Genomic DNA, 15,757 nt, shown 5'->3' with positions numbered 1-15,757 from the left:
TAGTCACCCCTTTGATTTGAATTCGTACTATTTCTTATCTTTCTTTGCAAGAAAAATAAGAAATAACACTATGGACAAATTAAGATTTTTTTTAGTTTTTATTATTGGATTTGTAATCTATTTTTACATTGATGCCAATTTCTTTTCCTTTTTTCAGAAAGGAATAACAACCTTTACCGAATCAAAGGCTACAGGACATATTTTTGCATACAGTATAACTTTAATACCTTTATTGATAACCGTAGCAATTTTATACAAAAGCTATAAAAATATACTGGAGAAATTAGGTTTATCTAGAAGTGTCTGTTTGGGACTTGCATTTGCCTTTATATCCACTTTACCAATGCTCGTTGCTTATGCAATAAAATTTAAGATTAATACAGCATTATCATTCGATACAATTATTATCAATACAATTTCCGCTGCATTTTTTGAAGAAATCATTTACAGGGCATTTCTGTTTGGTATGTTGTATAAATGTACTCGATTAGGATTTGTACCATCTGTTTTTTTAGCTTCCGTGCTATTTGGAATGGCACATTTATACCAAAGTACGAGCATCAATGAACTCATCGGAATATTTTTGCTTACATTTTTTGGTTCTGTTCTATTTGCATGGATCTATGCAGAATGGAAATTCAATTTATGGACAGCGATTTTATTACATTTTTTAATGAACTTTTACTGGTTGATTTTTGACGTGGATACTCATGCGTTGGGTGGAATTTATGCGAATGTTTTCAGATTTTTAACTATATTTTTGGCAATACTTGGGACAGTTTTGTTTAAAATGAAAATGAAAATTCCTTTTGCAATAGGAAGAAAAACGTGGTGGATGAAATCCCAAAAATATATTTAAATCGAGGTTGTCTAAACGGGGCTGCGTTCTCAACAATTCCATACATGATATTGTACATCCTGTGGATCGTACCTGGCCAAACCTTCTTATCTAATTCATAATGTCTTTAAACAAGAAAAACTAATCGCAAGATTAGTTTTTCCTTTGTTATCCCGCTGGGATTTATTGCGCTACATATAACCCGGACACATGTCCGCAATGAAAAAGTTCTAACCCATCTCGACACTTCTATTCGAATCCAACAGAAATAAAAAATGCTTCACATTTCTGTGAAGCATTTTAGTGATCCCGCTGGGATTCGAACCCAGGACCCATACATTAAAAGTGTATTGCTCTACCAGCTGAGCTACGGAATCTTACTCTTTTTTGAAGTTGCCTTCGTTGTTTGGAGTGATGCAAAGGTAGAAAAATCTAATAAACAGGACAAATATATGGTCGGTTTTTTTTGAAATATGTCGTAACGTATTCTATTTTAAAAACTTATTTTTTTATAATACAAGAGTAGGAGCGGATATGATAAGAAAAAAAGGTCGGTTTTATCCAAACCGACCCTTTTCATGTTAATGAAAAGTACATATTACTCGACAACTACACCCATATTGCTGAATTTTGCAATGCGCTCATCAACTAAGATATCCTTGTCCTTAGCAGTTAAGATCGCTAGATCCTCTACTAATTTTGTTTTTAAAAACTCTGCTGCCAATTCTGGATTTTGATGTGCTCCGCCTAAAGGCTCTTTAATGATACCATCAATAAGACCATTACCAAGCATGTCTTTAGAAGTCAATTTTAGAGCTTGTGCTGCTTTTTCTTTATGATCCCAACTTCTCCATAAGATAGAAGAGCAAGATTCAGGAGAGATCACCGAATACCAAGTATGCTCTAGCATGTATACCCGGTCACCGATACCGATACCCAATGCTCCGCCAGACGCACCTTCACCGATTACCACACAGATAATAGGTACTTTTAATACCGACATTTCCAGTAGATTACGTGCAATAGCTTCACCTTGACCTCTTTCTTCAGCTTCGAGTCCGGGGTAAGCACCCATAGTATCGATTAATGTAACGACAGGTTTGTTAAATTTTTCTGCCATTTTCATTAAGCGAAGGGCTTTACGGTATCCTTCAGGGTTTGCCATACCAAAGTTGCGGTATTGACGCTCTTTTGTATTTTTACCTTTTTGATGACCGATTACCATAACCGATTGTCCTCCGATTGAAGCGAATCCACCTACGATTGCTTTATCATCTCTTACAGTACGATCTCCGTGCAATTCGATGAAATCATCGCAGATCATATTAATGTAATCAAATGTTTGCGGTCTTTCAGGGTGACGTGACATTTGCACATTCTCCCATCCAGATAAATTACCGTATATTTCTTTCTCAGCGTTCGCTAATTTTTCTTGTAGCTCCAACACAGTAGCGCTCATATCGACTTTCGTCTTTACGGCTACTTGTTCCACTTTTTCTATTTGCAATTGCAAGTCCGCAATTGGCTTCTCAAAATCAAATGTAGTTTTCATATAAAGTTGTTATGAAAAAATCAGATGGCTAAATTAGTGCATTTTTTCCGAAATTAAAATTACGTATGACATTTACATTGGAAATCCTTTATTACTTTTGTGTTTCAATAAAGTAGAGATGGCTTACTTTTTGTATGATTATATTTATCAATTTATGCGCATGTCAAAAAAAATACTATTCATTATAGGTTTATCTCTTTCTTCTGCAATGAGCTTGTCTGCACAAACTTATCCTGAAGTTGTGTTTGAAAATAGTCTCCTTTCGGGTAATTACGCCAAAAGTCTGGTGGAATATTCGGGAGATAGCTGGGTGCAGAATGTAAAGAAAAATTTACCCACAACAGATTCTTTATTTTTTACTCCCGGTAATTCACTTTCGTTACGTTACTTGTCATCTCGAGCAGGAACATGGAGAGCTGCTTTACTCAATGACCGGCACAAAGTAAATTATCAAGTGGTGGCAAATGATGTGTTAACCATAAAATTATATGTGCAGACCGCACATACAAAAGAGAAAACACTTCCAAAAATTCAATTGTTGCAAGGAGCTAGTGCGACTAATGTGTTGGATTTAGCACCTTTTATTGATGACTTTGATCACGATACATGGTTAAATGTAGAGATTCCTTTATCGAAGTTTTCAAATTTGAAAGCCGGTGAATCGATTTCTGAAGTGGTGTTTTCTCAAAACACAAGCGATGAAATGACTCATCAGCTGTTTATCGATCAAGTGGAATTTTTACCTAAAAACCCACCACGTGTCAAGTTGTCTTCTGGAGCCATTCTATCACAAGTCACCAGTATCGATAAACAAGTGGAGTTGCAGTGGCAATTGCCGTTGACACCTAGTATCCGTTATATCAAGATATATCGATCTACGGATAATGTTGATTTTAAACCAATTGCTATTCGTCCTGTATTTATGCAGAAGTGCTATGATCTTGTGGAAGAATTTAATAAGAAGTATTATTACAAAATTGCATGGGTAGACTATGACTATGTAGAATCTCCCTTTTCTGCTGTTAAAGAAATTTTAACAAAACCTGCTACAGATCTGGAACTGTCCAATTTGATTAAATTAGCAAATGTTAACTATTTTATCGAAAACTATGATATCAATAGTGGTCTTTTTTTACCCAATAAGGCAAATAAAAAGGCGATAGTTTCTATTGAAGAATCAGGATATGCAATATTATCATTGCTGGTAGGAGTTGAAAATAACGTTATTTCTCGACAAGCTGTTCTGATGCGATTGACTAGAATGATGAAATTCTTAAATAAGGCACAAAATCATGAAGGTGTATTTTCATCTTTTTATGATGGCAGGGAAGGGGTTCCTGTATACTTAAATAACGTACAAATGTATGATGTCAAGGCAACATCTACCCTGATAGAAGCACTGCTCGTGGCTCGAGAATATTTCTCTAAAGATAGTCCAGAGGAAAAGAGTTTGCGTGATGCTGTGAATGGATTATGGAAGCGTGTGAACTGGACTAAGTTTACTTCAACATCCAATCCTCATGCATTAGTAGATCAATGGTCGGCAATCGATAGTACCGCTCAATCTAAAAATTTAAATGGGCTGAATGACGGTCTAAGTACTTATTTATTAGCCATGTCTTCACCTACTTTTCCTTTATCTGATGCCAGTTATACAGCAGGTTATGCAAGGAAAGTAGCTGCTGTTGATAGCAATTCTATAGTCTATCCTGTTTCAAAGATTGATCAGGATGCTAAGATTGAATTGCGTACCGATTTTACTACTCCGCAATTGATGATGAATGGAACTGTTTCGGTTGAAGATTCTTTAATTTTTCAAGATCATACTTTCTACGGACAGAAGATAGCGTTAGGAGATCTAAATAGCAGTATGATCGATTTTTATAGACCATTTCTAACGCTTGATCCTCGTGGCAAATACGATGGTCATGTGGATTATGGTCAGTTGGCGAGTAATTATATTTTAGCTTATAAAAGGAGGGATAATGAACTGAATCTAGGATCTACCTATACAGATATCTGGGGTGTCCAAAATCCAGCAGACCCACATGGACATTATCTGATTAATCCAGCGATTGGAATTTCAGCAGTTGCCTTTGAACAGGAAATTGGGCAAAAATCATTGCGTAAATTTTATGATCAGTATGCTCAGGTTTTGTTTACGCAATATGGTTTTAGATCGTGGATTGATTTAAAAAATAATGATGTTTCTGATGATTTTAAAGCGAAAAATCAAGCTACAGTTGCTATTTCAATGGAAAATGCAAAGTCTGGTTTAATCTGGAAGTTGTATAATCAAATACCAGAGATAAACGCCACGCTGAAGAAAATATACATAAAGAAGTAAGGATTGCTCCCATGTGGCAGCACGTATTATTGAGGGCTAAGATTTCATTTCTTAGCCTTCTGTTTTTCGGGAGTTCACTTTTTTTTATATCTTTACTTTTAATTTTTGCGTTCATAAAAAAATCCAAACAATCGATGATAAAAAAAATAAATAGTATTGCTGTTGCTCTAATTTGTTCGGTTTCTATATTCTCATGTAAACCACAAGCTGTTATTGTTAACCCCGGTGCTGTTGTCAGTATCGATGGTACTGACGATGGTTTGAAAAATGTAAAGCGTGATTTTGAAGATGCAACTCGTACAGATGAAGGTATCAAATTTACTATTTCATCTGATTTGCTTTTCCCGACGAACTCTTCTTATTTGACGGATAAGGCAAAATCCGAATTGAGTAAAGTGGCAACACTTTTAAAAGAAAATAAAAGTAAAATCCGTGTTGATGGTCATACTGACGCAACAGGTACCGTGGAGTATAATCAATGGCTGTCCGAAAAACGAGCTAACTCTGTTAAGAAATTCTTGACCGATGCTGGTATTGCAGAATCGAGAATTGCAGCAAAGGGAATTGGACAAACTAAACCAGTTGCGGATAATAAGACTCCCGAAGGACGACAAAAAAATAGACGTGTAGAGGTGATTATTTTGGATGCAAAATAAGTAAACTACAATCTTAATTGTATAGTAAAAATAATAAAGGCTTTCAAATAAAAATGGAAGCCTTTATTATTTTTTTTAAAAATTAAATATATCATGATAAGTTTCATGTTGGAGTGACCATGTACTTATCTATGCATGAGTTTCATTCCAATAATAAGAATCTGGATATATTCGTGCTCCAAATATGGCTGTCCCAATACGTACGATCGTTGCGCCCTCTGCGATTGCAATCTCGTAATCTCCACTCATCCCCATAGACAACTCTTGCATGCTGACATGCGGTATATCAGCTTTGATAATCGCCAATTGTAAATTTTTAAGCAGTCTGAAACATTCGCGGACTTTTTCTTTGTTTGTACTAAATAAACCAATCGTCATAAGTCCTTTGATTCGGACATTTTCAAGGTTGGCTATTTGTCGTATGAGAGCAATAGTTTCATCTGGAGCTACACCAAATTTGCTTTTTTCCTTTGAGGTGTTGACCTGAATCAAAATATCCATGAACTGATTGTTGGCTTTTAATTTTTCATTTAATTTTTGTGCTAAATCCAAACGATCGATCGATTGGATACAACTCACATCGTGCTGTAGGATGTATTTGATTTTATTGGTTTGTAAATGCCCTATAAAATGGCTATGATGAGGAATGTTTCTTAAGTGATCGTATTTTTCCCTTAATTCTTGAACCTTGTTTTCAGCAATACATGTATAGCCGGCAGATAATGCTATCTGTATGCGATCCGGGGGTACTGTTTTAGTTGCTAGCAGCAATTTGACTTCTTTAGGATCACGGTGATTTTGAATACAGCAAGCCTTGATCTTTTTTTGGATAACTTCAAGATTGTCTAGGATAATATCGCGCATATTTTATTGTTTTTATTGCCGTTCTAATTTTGCTATGAGGAGCGCTTTAGCTTGCGTAAAAGCATAATCTTTGGCCTCTGCATACGAAATTTCGTATTTTCGTTTAAATTGTTTAATTTCTTGGGGTAAGTTTTCGCTCAGCTTATCGTAGTACTGATTTAATTCGACTTGTGTCGGTAAATCATAGCTTATCTGCACTTGGAATCTGCGTAATAATGCTTTATCAATAATTTCGGCGTGGTTAGTGGCGGCAATCAATAATACGGTCTGTGGAAGATAGTCGATCAGCTGGATCAAAGTATTGACCAGACGTCTCATTTCACCAACATCTTTGTCATCATTTCCTCGTGCTTTGGCAATTTGATCAAATTCATCTAAAAACAGCACCGCTTTTTCTCGAGCAGCTTTATCAAATATTTGTTTGATATTTTGTGATGTCTCACCAATTCGAGCACATACGATGGTGCTGAGATTAAGTATCAAAATAGGCTTATTCAATGTCTGCGCTATTGCTTTAGCAGTAGTTGTTTTGCCGCAACCTGAGCTACCATGTAATAATATCTTATTATTTACAGGAAGTCCATACTGAAGTAGTTCTAAACTGTGGTTGTGCTCTTTTATCAATTGCTGTATGGCATCTTTATTTTCTTTGTTGAGAAAAATATCCGCTAAGTCAGTTTTTTCTCCTTTGGTAATGATCAGATCAGAAATATTCATGGTAGCAATTTACAAATTTTGTATAAAACTGATGATTGATTTTTAAGAATGACGAACGTTTTACGTTCGCCATCTCTAGTTTACGATCTCCACCAATGATAGTAATTATGTAGCCCATCATATTCAAATCCACATCGATGATACAAGCTGTTGCCTATGTCATTTGTTTTTTCAGTTTCCAGCATCAATCCGCACGCATTTGTTTCCTCGCACCAAAGTTTGCTTCGATCTATCAATGCAATGGAAAAACCTTGGCCACGGTAATCGGGGTGCACGTACAAATCACTTAGTAACCATTGTTTCGCTAGTTTAGTGTAATGAAATAATTTGTAAAGTTGAACAAAACCTACCGCTTGATTATCTACCAAAACTAAGAAGATAGTGGATTCATTGTTGATAAATCTTTCTCGGAGAAAATCCTTTCCTTTTTCCAAATCAGACTCCTGACGGTAAAAGATGCGATAAAGGTTAAATAAGGTAGCTGATTCATTTAGATCTGCTAATGTTGCTTGTTTGATTAAAAATTCCATTTGTTTTATTTTTTTGATTGATGTGACAAAATTATCCTTAAATAGGACTATCTTTATGCTCCAGTTTTAAGTTAATCAGTAGTCCAGTATGCTTCCGTTTGAAAACATCATTATCATTGACAGGTCAAGTACTATTCCCATATATCGGCAGATAGCTCTTGCCATTATCAATGCAATATGTGATAGTGTGCTAAAGCCTGGATCGCATTTACCCAGTAGCCGTGAGTTGGCAAAAACATTAGCTCTTCATCGCAAAACAGTGATTGCGGCTTATGATGAATTGCAGTCTCAGGATTGGATTACTGTTGTGCCCAGAAAATACGTTGCCGTTTCAGAATGTATTCCAGTACTTAAGGCACAGAAGTGGAGTCAATCTGTAAAACGTGTTACCTATGGGGAAGATCTGCCTGTGCGTTATAATATTGTAGCAACGGACCCGTTATCTAGATCAATAGATCATTTGAAGCTATTGATGATTGATGACGGTTATCCCGATATTCGTTTATCTCCGATTGATGATTTATTGAAAACCTATCGCACTTTTACTAATCGCAAAACCATTTCTAAGATAGCTAATATAGGTACCGCACAAGGGGTGTTGAAACTCCGCGAACAGCTGGCAAATTATTTAATGGAGTCTAGAGGGCTTGCTATGTCCGCGGAGCATCTTCTCATAACTCATGGTGCGCAGATGAGCATCTATTTGGTGGCTCAATTGCTGTTAAATGCGCATTCAAATATTATTGTAGGTCAGCCAAATTACCCTTTAGCTAGTCAGGTGTTTAAAGCGACAGGTGCTGAGGTTATTCCTGTTCATGTTGATGCTGATGGGATTGATACGGACGCGATTGAAGCGCTGTGTAAGGTGAAAAATATTGATGCTATTTATGTGATCCCACATCATCACTATCCGACTACTGTAACATTGTCTGTAGAACGGCGTTTAAAATTATTGGCTCTTGCTGAAAAATATGCTTTTATTATTATTGAAGATGATTACGACTATGATTATCATTATACCTCTTCTCCTTATCTACCATTGGCAAGTGGTCATCATCGAGGAAATGTAATTTATATTGGATCTTTCTCTAAAATATTGGATCCTTCTATCCGAATTGGTTTTATGGTGGCGCCACAGCGATTTATCGATCATTGTGTAGCCTATAGAAGAATGATTGATGTGGGTGGAGATGGTTATATGCAACATGCTTTGGCAGAGTTGATCAGTGATGGTGAGTTGAAGCGGCACTTGAAGAAAGCAAGAAAGTGCTACCAACTAAGACGAGATTATTTGGATCAATTGCTTCGGGAGCGATTGAGCCCATATATAACATATCGCTTACCGGCTGGTGGTATGGCGATTTGGTTACGCTTAAATCCTGACTTCATGATTGAAGATCTGTTGTTGAATTGTTCTCTGCAAATTGTTAGAATTGATGTGGAGCAAAATGCTTTTCGATTTGGTTTCGCTTCATTAACAGAAATTGAGCTGAGACAGGCAGTTGAGGAATTAGGGAAAGCATTCAAAATATTGGAATGTAATAAAAATTAATTTTAGCCTGATTGGAGGGGCATTTTTGCATTTTAAATATGCTTTAAAGTATGGTATAAGGGGTAAGAATTTTTTATGAAAATGACGATTTTTTCAGTTTAAGTGAGGAATAATTTTGTAAATTAGTGGACTTTTTAAAAGCGTCAATGTTGATGTTTTTAAAAAGTTTAGTTGTTGATAGTTAGCTATTTAGAAAAGGATAAAGGAAGAAGGTATGTACATTATATTTGATACGGAAACAACAGGATTACCCAAACGTTGGGATGCACCAATTACTGATACTGACAATTGGCCGCGCTGTATTCAAATAGCATGGCAGTTACATGATGATATGGGTAACTTGCTGGAGCATGACGATTATTTGATTAGACCTGATGGTTATAATATTCCTTATGATTCGGAGAAGATTCATGGTATTTCTACCGAATTAGCTACTGAGCAAGGCGTTCCGATTCAAGAGGTGCTGGTAAAATTTAATGCTGCTTTGGCAAAAGCCAAATTTGTCGTCGGTCAAAACATTGGTTTTGATTTAAATATCATGGGTTGTGAATTTTACCGTTATGATGTGCAGTCACCTATGGGTGAAATGCCAATCCTAGATACCTGTACCGAAGTTACAGCAAGTTTGTTGCAGCTTCCTGGTGGACGTGGTGGACGTTTCAAATTACCTAATCTAACCGAACTTCACTCTTATCTCTTCGGTGTACCTTTTGCAGAGGCACATAATGCAACTGCCGATGTGGAGGCAACGACACGATGTTTCTTGGAGTTGGTTAGGAGAGAAGTTTTTACTCCTGAGCAGCTGCAAACGGATACAGGTTATTTTGTAGATTATAAACAACAAAATCCTCATCCTATCCCAACTGTGGGTCTGAAGCATGTGAATCTAAAAGCTGCTTCTGATGCTATACGTCAACGTAACAAACCAAGTGACGGTCAAGATGTGGTTATTGATCATGAGGTACTGAATGATTTTGAAAATGCTGATTTTGCACATTTACATAACCATTCTCAGTTTTCGGTTCTACAATCAACGATCTCCATCAGCAGTTTGGTGGAAACTGCTGCTAAATATCGTATGCCTGCTGTTGCTCTAACGGATCATGGTAATATGATGGGTGCATTTCATTTTGTTGCGAAAGTTGGAGATCATAATAAGGCAGCTAAGGCCAAGAATGAGGAGTTGGAGGCCGCAGGAGAAAGTCCTACAGAGAAAATCATCAAGCCTATAGTTGGGTGTGAATTTTTTGTATGTGATGATCGTCTGGACAAAAAAAGAAAAGATAATGGTTATCAAATTGTCTTTTTGGCAAAAAATAAAAAGGGTTATCATAATCTTGCAAAAATGGCCTCTGTAGCTTATACAGAAGGATTCTATTATGTTCCCCGTATTGATCGAAAGGTTGTGGAGCAATATAAAGAAGATTTGATTGTACTATCAGGTAATTTGCAGGGTGAAGTACCGAATAAAGTCTTAAATATTGGTGAAAATCAAGCTGAAGAAGCGCTGCTGTGGTGGAAAGAACAATTTGGTGCAGATTTTTATATTGAAGTGATGCGCCATGGTCAGGAGGACGAAGATCGTGTGAATACAACGTTGGTGAGTCTGGCTCGTAAACATGATGTGAAACTAATAGCCACCAATAATACATATTATATCAATCAACCTGATGCACATGCTCATGATATTCTACTATGTGTCAAAGATGGTGAGAAGTTAAGCACACCGAAAGGTCGTGGTCGTGGTTTTCGCTTTGGGCTTCCTAATCAACAGTATTACTTCAAATCTGCGGAAGAAATGAAGAAAATATTTAAGGATGTGCCAGATGCCATCATTAATATTCAAGAAATCGTAGATAAGATTGAGATCTTTACTTTGTATCGAGATGTTCTTTTACCTGCATTTGTTATCCCTGAAGAGTTTCAGGTCGCCGAAGATCAGGAGGATCATGGTAAGCGGGGTGAAAATAAATACCTCAGATATCTGACTTTTGAGGGGGCTAAACGACGTTATAAGGAAGGATTGACCGACGATATCATAGAACGCCTAGACTTTGAGTTGACAACCATCGAGAAAACAGGTTATCCTGGTTATTTTTTGATTGTGCAAGATTTTATAGCTGAGGCACGTAAGATGGGGGTTTCAGTAGGGCCTGGGCGCGGTTCGGCTGCTGGGTCTGCAGTAGCCTATTGTTTGGGAATTACTAATCTAGATCCCATTCAATACGATTTACTATTTGAGCGTTTCTTAAATCCCGATCGTGTATCCATGCCCGATATCGATATTGACTTTGATGATGAGGGCCGAGGTCGTGTGATGCAGTATGTGATTGATAAATACGGTTCTTCTCAGGTTGCGCAGATTATTACCTATGGAACGATGGCAGCCAAATCGTCTATTAAAGATACAGCCAGAGTATTAGACTTGCCTTTACAGGAAGCCAATGAAATTGCAAAATTGATTCCAAATTTGAAGTTGTCGAAAATTTTCAATATGGATGAGAAAGCCTTGAAAGAGACTTTGCGAGCAGATGAATTGGAAGCCGTAAACCGTCTAATCGCCATGTCTGAAGGAGCTGGCTTAGAGGCAGAAACCATTAAACAGGCTCGTGTACTGGAAGGTTCTATGCGAAATACAGGTATCCATGCCTGTGGGGTGATCATTACTCCCGATGATATTACCAATTTTGTTCCGGTCTCCTTAGCAAAAGACTCCGATTTATATGTAACACAATTTGATAACTCGGTTGTTGAGTCCGCTGGCCTATTGAAAATGGATTTCTTAGGGTTAAAGACACTTACCCTGATTAAAGATACGGTGGCAAACGTCAAGTTGAGCAATGGCTTAGAACTGAATCCTGACGAATTTCCGATTGATGATCAGTTGACTTACGAGTTGTTCCAAAGGGGAGAGACCGTAGGGGTGTTCCAATATGAATCTCCTGGTATGCAGAAGCATATGAAGGATCTGAAACCTACTGTGTTTGCCGATTTAATTGCTATGAATGCACTCTACAGGCCAGGGCCGATGGAGTATATTCCTAGTTTTATTAAGCGTAAGCACGGAACAGAACCTATCTTATATGATTTAGATGCTTGTGAAGAGTATCTAAAAGAGACTTACGGAATTACGGTATATCAAGAGCAGGTTATGCTTCTATCGCAGAAATTGGCTGGATTTTCCAAAGGTGATGCCGATGTTTTGCGTAAAGCAATGGGTAAGAAGCAGAAGGCGGTATTGGATAAGATGAAACCTAAGTTTGTTGCTCAAGCTGCAGAAAAAGGACACAATGCCAAAGTGTTGGAAAAAATATGGACGGATTGGGAGGCCTTCGCAAGTTATGCGTTTAATAAATCTCACTCAACCTGCTATGCTTGGATTGCTTATCAAACAGCTTACTTAAAAGCGCATTTTCCGGCGGAATACATGGCTGCAGTACTCTCCAATAATATGAATGACATCAAGCAGGTCACATTTTTTATGGAGGAATGTAAACGTATGGGGCTGGAAGTGTTGGCTCCTGATGTAAATGAATCTCATTATAAGTTTACTGTGAATGATCGTGGTGCTATTCGATTTGGAATGGGCGCTGTAAAAGGTGTTGGTGCAGGTGCGGTGGATACCATTGTACAAACGCGAGCATCAGGTCCTTATAAATCGGTATTTGACTTGGCCAAACGAATCGATCTGCGCGCAGCAAATAAGAAAGCATTTGAAAGTTTGGCTTATGCAGGTGGTTTTGATAGTTTTCAAAATATGCATCGTGCCCAATATTTTCATGCTGAAGATAATTCAACGGGATTGGAAAAAGCCATTAAGTTTGCTCAACGATTCAAAGAGAATGAAAATTCGGCACAAGTAAGTCTTTTCGGAGGCGATGGTGCAGCGGAACTACCTGAGCCTGTTTTAGCATCTTGTCCACCTTGGGGATTGATCGAGAAATTGAAATATGAAAAAGAAGTGATTGGAATTTATTTGACCAGTCATCCTTTAGATAATTATAAGTTTGAGATCAAGCATTTCTGCCAAAATAAAGTCAGTGATCTCCAACTGATCAATAAGGTGAAGGCTTCTGAGGTAGAAGAGGAAGTATTGCTGGATTTTAATCGAATAAAAAATAAGGAAGTCGTTATCGGTGGAATCATTGCGATGGCTAATCATAGGATTGCAAAGTCTGGTAAACCTTTTGGTTCATTTATTATCGAGGATTATTCCGATTCTTATGAAATCATGGTTTTTGGTGAGGATTATGTCAAGTTTAAGGGTTATCTGGAAGAAGGATATTTTGTTCAGCTTCGAGGATTAGTGCAGGAAAGATTTAAGCAGGTTGGTAATTGGGGCTTTGAAATTAAAGGCATTCAATTGTTATCGGATTTAAGGGAGAAAATGGCTAAAATATTTACCATTAATATCGCGCTACCTGCATTGAACGATATGTTCTTAGAAGAGATGAAGCAAGTATTGGACTCGAATGAGATCGAAGGTGTAGTTCCGAATTGTCAACTGCGTTTCAAAATTTGGGATCCCCAAGATGAAATTTCAATCGAAATGCCTGCGAAATTGAAGCGAATCAATTTGACAAATGAGTTTTTAGAAGCAATAGAGGGCTTTGAGGGTGTCAATTACCGATTGAATTAAAAGAAGTCAATTTAATATTACACTTATATTACGTACATCTTTATTATATTTGTTCTTATAAAAGAGTAAATAATAATTAACAAATAACTTCGGTTAAAAAAATAAGAAATATGGCTTTAGAAATTACAGATAGCAACTTTGAAGAAGTTGTTTTGAAATCGGACAAACCAGTTTTAGTTGACTTTTGGGCAGAATGGTGTGGTCCATGTCGTATGGTAGGTCCAATTGTGGAAGAATTGGCTAATGATTACGGTGATAAAGCAGTAATCGGAAAAGTGAATGTAGATGAGAATCCAGAAATCTCAGTTCGTTTTGGAATTCGTAACATTCCAGCTTTATTGTTCTTTAAGAACGGTGAAATTGTTGATAAACAAATCGGAGCTGTTCCAAAATCAGTATTAAGTGAGAAATTAGAGAAGCAATTTTAGTTTTATTGTATAAATCTTGTTAAAAGGGTGAATTTTTTAAATTCATCCTTTTTTTTGTTCCTTATATTTTGATATTTATAAGTTTTTATTCATTTAGTGTTTTTAATTTCAATTAATATCTATTTTTTATATATTTTTTTAAAAAAAATATAGGTTTTACTATTTTTTTTCTCTTAATTTGGGTGTTGATTAAGAAAAAAAACAAAAATGATTAAAAAAACAGCTATTCCTTTTTATTTTATGTTAGCTATAGTGGTGTTGTCACTATTTTTTCCCTCTTTACCTAAAAATAAGACCAATTATGAGTATAATGGGGCTGATGTCGCATGGATGCTGACTTCAACAGCTCTAGTTCTTATTATGACACCTGGTTTAGCATATTTTTATGGTGGAATGGTCAGGAAAAAGAATGTAATATCCACCATGTTGCAAAGTTTTATCTGTATGGCTGTTGTTAGCGTGATTTGGGTGGTATTTGGATTTAGTTTAGTATTTGGAGATAGTGTTGGAGGTGTTATTGGTAATCCCATGACGTATTTTATGTTTCATGATGTTCTGGATGGGAAGCCTTGGGTTGGAGCGCCAACGATTCCGTTTGCCTTATTTGCTATGTTTCAATTGAAATTTGCTATTATTACTCCAGCTTTGATTACGGGTGCTTTTGCAGAGCGAATTCGCTTCACTTCCTATATTTTATTTATCTGCTTATTTTTTGTTTTCATTTATGCACCTCTTGCTCATGCCACATGGCATCCAGACGGATTGCTGTTTAAATTGGGCGTTTTGGATTTTGCAGGTGGTACTGTCGTGCATATGTCAGCAGGACTAACAGCACTTGCATCGGCTATTTATTTAAAACAAGGTCGTGAACCTGGACATCATACGCCGGCCCGTATTACTTATGTGCTGTTGGGTACAGGTATGCTCTGGTTTGGTTGGTTTGGTTTCAATGCAGGTTCAGCATTTTCAGCTTCTAGTCTTGCCTCGACGGCATTATCGACAACAATGACAGCTTCGGCTGCTGCAGCACTCACTTGGATTTTCTTTGATGCTGTACGGGGGACAAAACCTTCAGCCATGGGAACTTGCATTGGGCTTGTTGTTGGGCTGGTTGCTATTACCCCAGCTGCAGGATTTGTAACAGTTCCACATTCTTTAGTTATAGGTGCTATTGCAGCTATCGTTAGTCGCCTTGTGGTGGATTGGCGTACACGTTCTAAAGTGGACGATACATTAGATGTTTTTCCTTGTCATGGGGTAGGAGGAATCGTTGGAATGATTTTAACGGGTGTATTTGCTCACAAACAGATCAATAGTGCTGTTGAGCATAATGGTTTATTTTACGGTGAGGTTGGTTTATTTCAGGCACATATGATTGGTCTGTTTGCCTCTTCCGCTTTTATTTTGATTGTTGCTTTCTTATTGTTGAAAATAACAGATCTGATTTCACCTCTTCGCACATCGGAAGAAGAGGAGTTGATCGGTATGGATATTTCACAACATGCAGAAAAACTATAAAGAATCCTTTCAATTCCCTTTCAATTATGAACGCACAACATCGCTCGATGTGTGCGTTCTTTTTTATATGACGACTTCCCACTTAAGGGAATCGAAGTTGTGATATTATGAGTGAT

The 15,757-nt window shown here is 37.1% G+C and carries 11 protein-coding genes and 1 tRNA gene; 7 read left to right on the top strand and 5 right to left on the bottom strand.

Annotated features, from left to right (window positions below; translation table 11 throughout):
• Positions 1–70: 70 nt before the first annotated feature.
• Positions 71–859: a CPBP family intramembrane glutamic endopeptidase gene (locus MUB18_RS16595; RefSeq protein ID WP_248753895.1), complete on the top strand. Its 789-nt coding sequence runs from the start codon at positions 71–73 to the stop codon at positions 857–859.
• A 283-nt stretch (positions 860–1,142) separates the two neighbouring features.
• Here MUB18_RS16595 and MUB18_RS16590 read toward each other — a convergent pair.
• Both MUB18_RS16590 and MUB18_RS16585 read right to left on the bottom strand, forming a co-directional pair.
• Positions 1,143–1,215 (bottom strand) — tRNA-Lys (locus tag MUB18_RS16590).
• Between the two features lie 221 nt (positions 1,216–1,436).
• Entirely contained in the window at positions 1,437–2,390 is a 954-nt protein-coding gene (locus MUB18_RS16585) for an acetyl-CoA carboxylase carboxyltransferase subunit alpha (protein WP_248753894.1), read from the bottom strand.
• A 160-nt stretch (positions 2,391–2,550) separates the two neighbouring features.
• On the opposite strand from MUB18_RS16585, the gene MUB18_RS16580 reads away from it, so the two are divergent.
• Positions 2,551–4,737: a glucoamylase family protein gene (locus MUB18_RS16580; RefSeq protein ID WP_248753893.1), complete on the top strand. Its 2,187-nt coding sequence runs from the start codon at positions 2,551–2,553 to the stop codon at positions 4,735–4,737.
• A gap of 134 nt (positions 4,738–4,871) precedes the next feature.
• Positions 4,872–5,393 (top strand): OmpA family protein, encoded by a 522-nt coding sequence (locus tag MUB18_RS16575; protein WP_244914447.1) that lies wholly within the window; start codon positions 4,872–4,874, stop codon positions 5,391–5,393.
• Positions 5,394–5,522: 129 nt separating this feature from the next.
• Here the strand turns inward: MUB18_RS16575 and MUB18_RS16570 are convergent, their stop codons facing one another.
• The 3 genes from MUB18_RS16570 to MUB18_RS16560 form a co-directional block, all read right to left on the bottom strand.
• Positions 5,523–6,257: a YggS family pyridoxal phosphate-dependent enzyme gene (locus MUB18_RS16570; protein WP_248753892.1), complete on the bottom strand. Its 735-nt coding sequence runs from the start codon at positions 6,255–6,257 to the stop codon at positions 5,523–5,525.
• 12 nt (positions 6,258–6,269) lie between these two features.
• Positions 6,270–6,974, bottom strand: a complete 705-nt coding sequence (locus MUB18_RS16565; protein WP_248753891.1) for an AAA family ATPase — start codon at positions 6,972–6,974, stop codon at positions 6,270–6,272.
• An 80-nt stretch (positions 6,975–7,054) separates the two neighbouring features.
• Positions 7,055–7,504 carry a GNAT family N-acetyltransferase gene (locus tag MUB18_RS16560; protein ID WP_248753890.1) on the bottom strand — a complete coding sequence of 150 codons (450 nt, stop codon included), beginning with the start codon at positions 7,502–7,504 and terminating at the stop codon, positions 7,055–7,057.
• Positions 7,505–7,592: 88 nt separating this feature from the next.
• Here MUB18_RS16560 and MUB18_RS16555 point away from each other — a divergent pair, with 88 nt between their 5' ends.
• From MUB18_RS16555 to MUB18_RS16540, 4 genes are all read left to right on the top strand, one after another.
• Positions 7,593–9,056 carry a PLP-dependent aminotransferase family protein gene (locus MUB18_RS16555; protein WP_248753889.1) on the top strand — a complete coding sequence of 488 codons (1,464 nt, stop codon included), beginning with the start codon at positions 7,593–7,595 and terminating at the stop codon, positions 9,054–9,056.
• Positions 9,057–9,270: 214 nt separating this feature from the next.
• Positions 9,271–13,695 carry a DNA polymerase III subunit alpha gene (gene dnaE / locus MUB18_RS16550; RefSeq protein ID WP_248753888.1) on the top strand — a complete coding sequence of 1,475 codons (4,425 nt, stop codon included), beginning with the start codon at positions 9,271–9,273 and terminating at the stop codon, positions 13,693–13,695.
• A 110-nt stretch (positions 13,696–13,805) separates the two neighbouring features.
• Entirely contained in the window at positions 13,806–14,123 is a 318-nt protein-coding gene (trxA, locus tag MUB18_RS16545) for a thioredoxin (protein WP_094772917.1), read from the top strand.
• 207 nt (positions 14,124–14,330) lie between these two features.
• Complete coding sequence (locus MUB18_RS16540; RefSeq protein ID WP_108159840.1) at positions 14,331–15,641, top strand: ammonium transporter; 1,311 nt, start codon at positions 14,331–14,333, stop codon at positions 15,639–15,641.
• Positions 15,642–15,757: the final 116 nt, after the last annotated feature.

The sequence above is a fragment of the Sphingobacterium sp. PCS056 genome (assembly GCF_023273895.1).
Taxonomy (GTDB): Bacteria; Bacteroidota; Bacteroidia; order Sphingobacteriales; family Sphingobacteriaceae; genus Sphingobacterium.
Note: the sequence above shows the minus strand (reverse complement) of the source record. Positions and strands in the feature narration are given on the sequence as shown.

What these genes read in the sequence shown, in the direction of transcription:
- MUB18_RS16595 (WP_248753895.1), top strand. Translation starts at nt 71, where the DNA reads ATGGACAAATTAAGATTTTTTTTAGTTTTTATTATTGGATTTGTAATC.
- MUB18_RS16585 (WP_248753894.1), bottom strand. Translation starts at nt 2,390, where the DNA reads ATGAAAACTACATTTGATTTTGAGAAGCCAATTGCGGACTTGCAATTG.
- MUB18_RS16580 (WP_248753893.1), top strand. Translation starts at nt 2,551, where the DNA reads ATGTCAAAAAAAATACTATTCATTATAGGTTTATCTCTTTCTTCTGCA.
- MUB18_RS16575 (WP_244914447.1), top strand. Translation starts at nt 4,872, where the DNA reads ATGATAAAAAAAATAAATAGTATTGCTGTTGCTCTAATTTGTTCGGTT.
- MUB18_RS16570 (WP_248753892.1), bottom strand. Translation starts at nt 6,257, where the DNA reads ATGCGCGATATTATCCTAGACAATCTTGAAGTTATCCAAAAAAAGATC.
- MUB18_RS16565 (WP_248753891.1), bottom strand. Translation starts at nt 6,974, where the DNA reads ATGAATATTTCTGATCTGATCATTACCAAAGGAGAAAAAACTGACTTA.
- MUB18_RS16560 (WP_248753890.1), bottom strand. Translation starts at nt 7,504, where the DNA reads ATGGAATTTTTAATCAAACAAGCAACATTAGCAGATCTAAATGAATCA.
- MUB18_RS16555 (WP_248753889.1), top strand. Translation starts at nt 7,593, where the DNA reads ATGCTTCCGTTTGAAAACATCATTATCATTGACAGGTCAAGTACTATT.
- dnaE (WP_248753888.1), top strand. Translation starts at nt 9,271, where the DNA reads ATGTACATTATATTTGATACGGAAACAACAGGATTACCCAAACGTTGG.
- trxA (WP_094772917.1), top strand. Translation starts at nt 13,806, where the DNA reads ATGGCTTTAGAAATTACAGATAGCAACTTTGAAGAAGTTGTTTTGAAA.
- MUB18_RS16540 (WP_108159840.1), top strand. Translation starts at nt 14,331, where the DNA reads ATGATTAAAAAAACAGCTATTCCTTTTTATTTTATGTTAGCTATAGTG.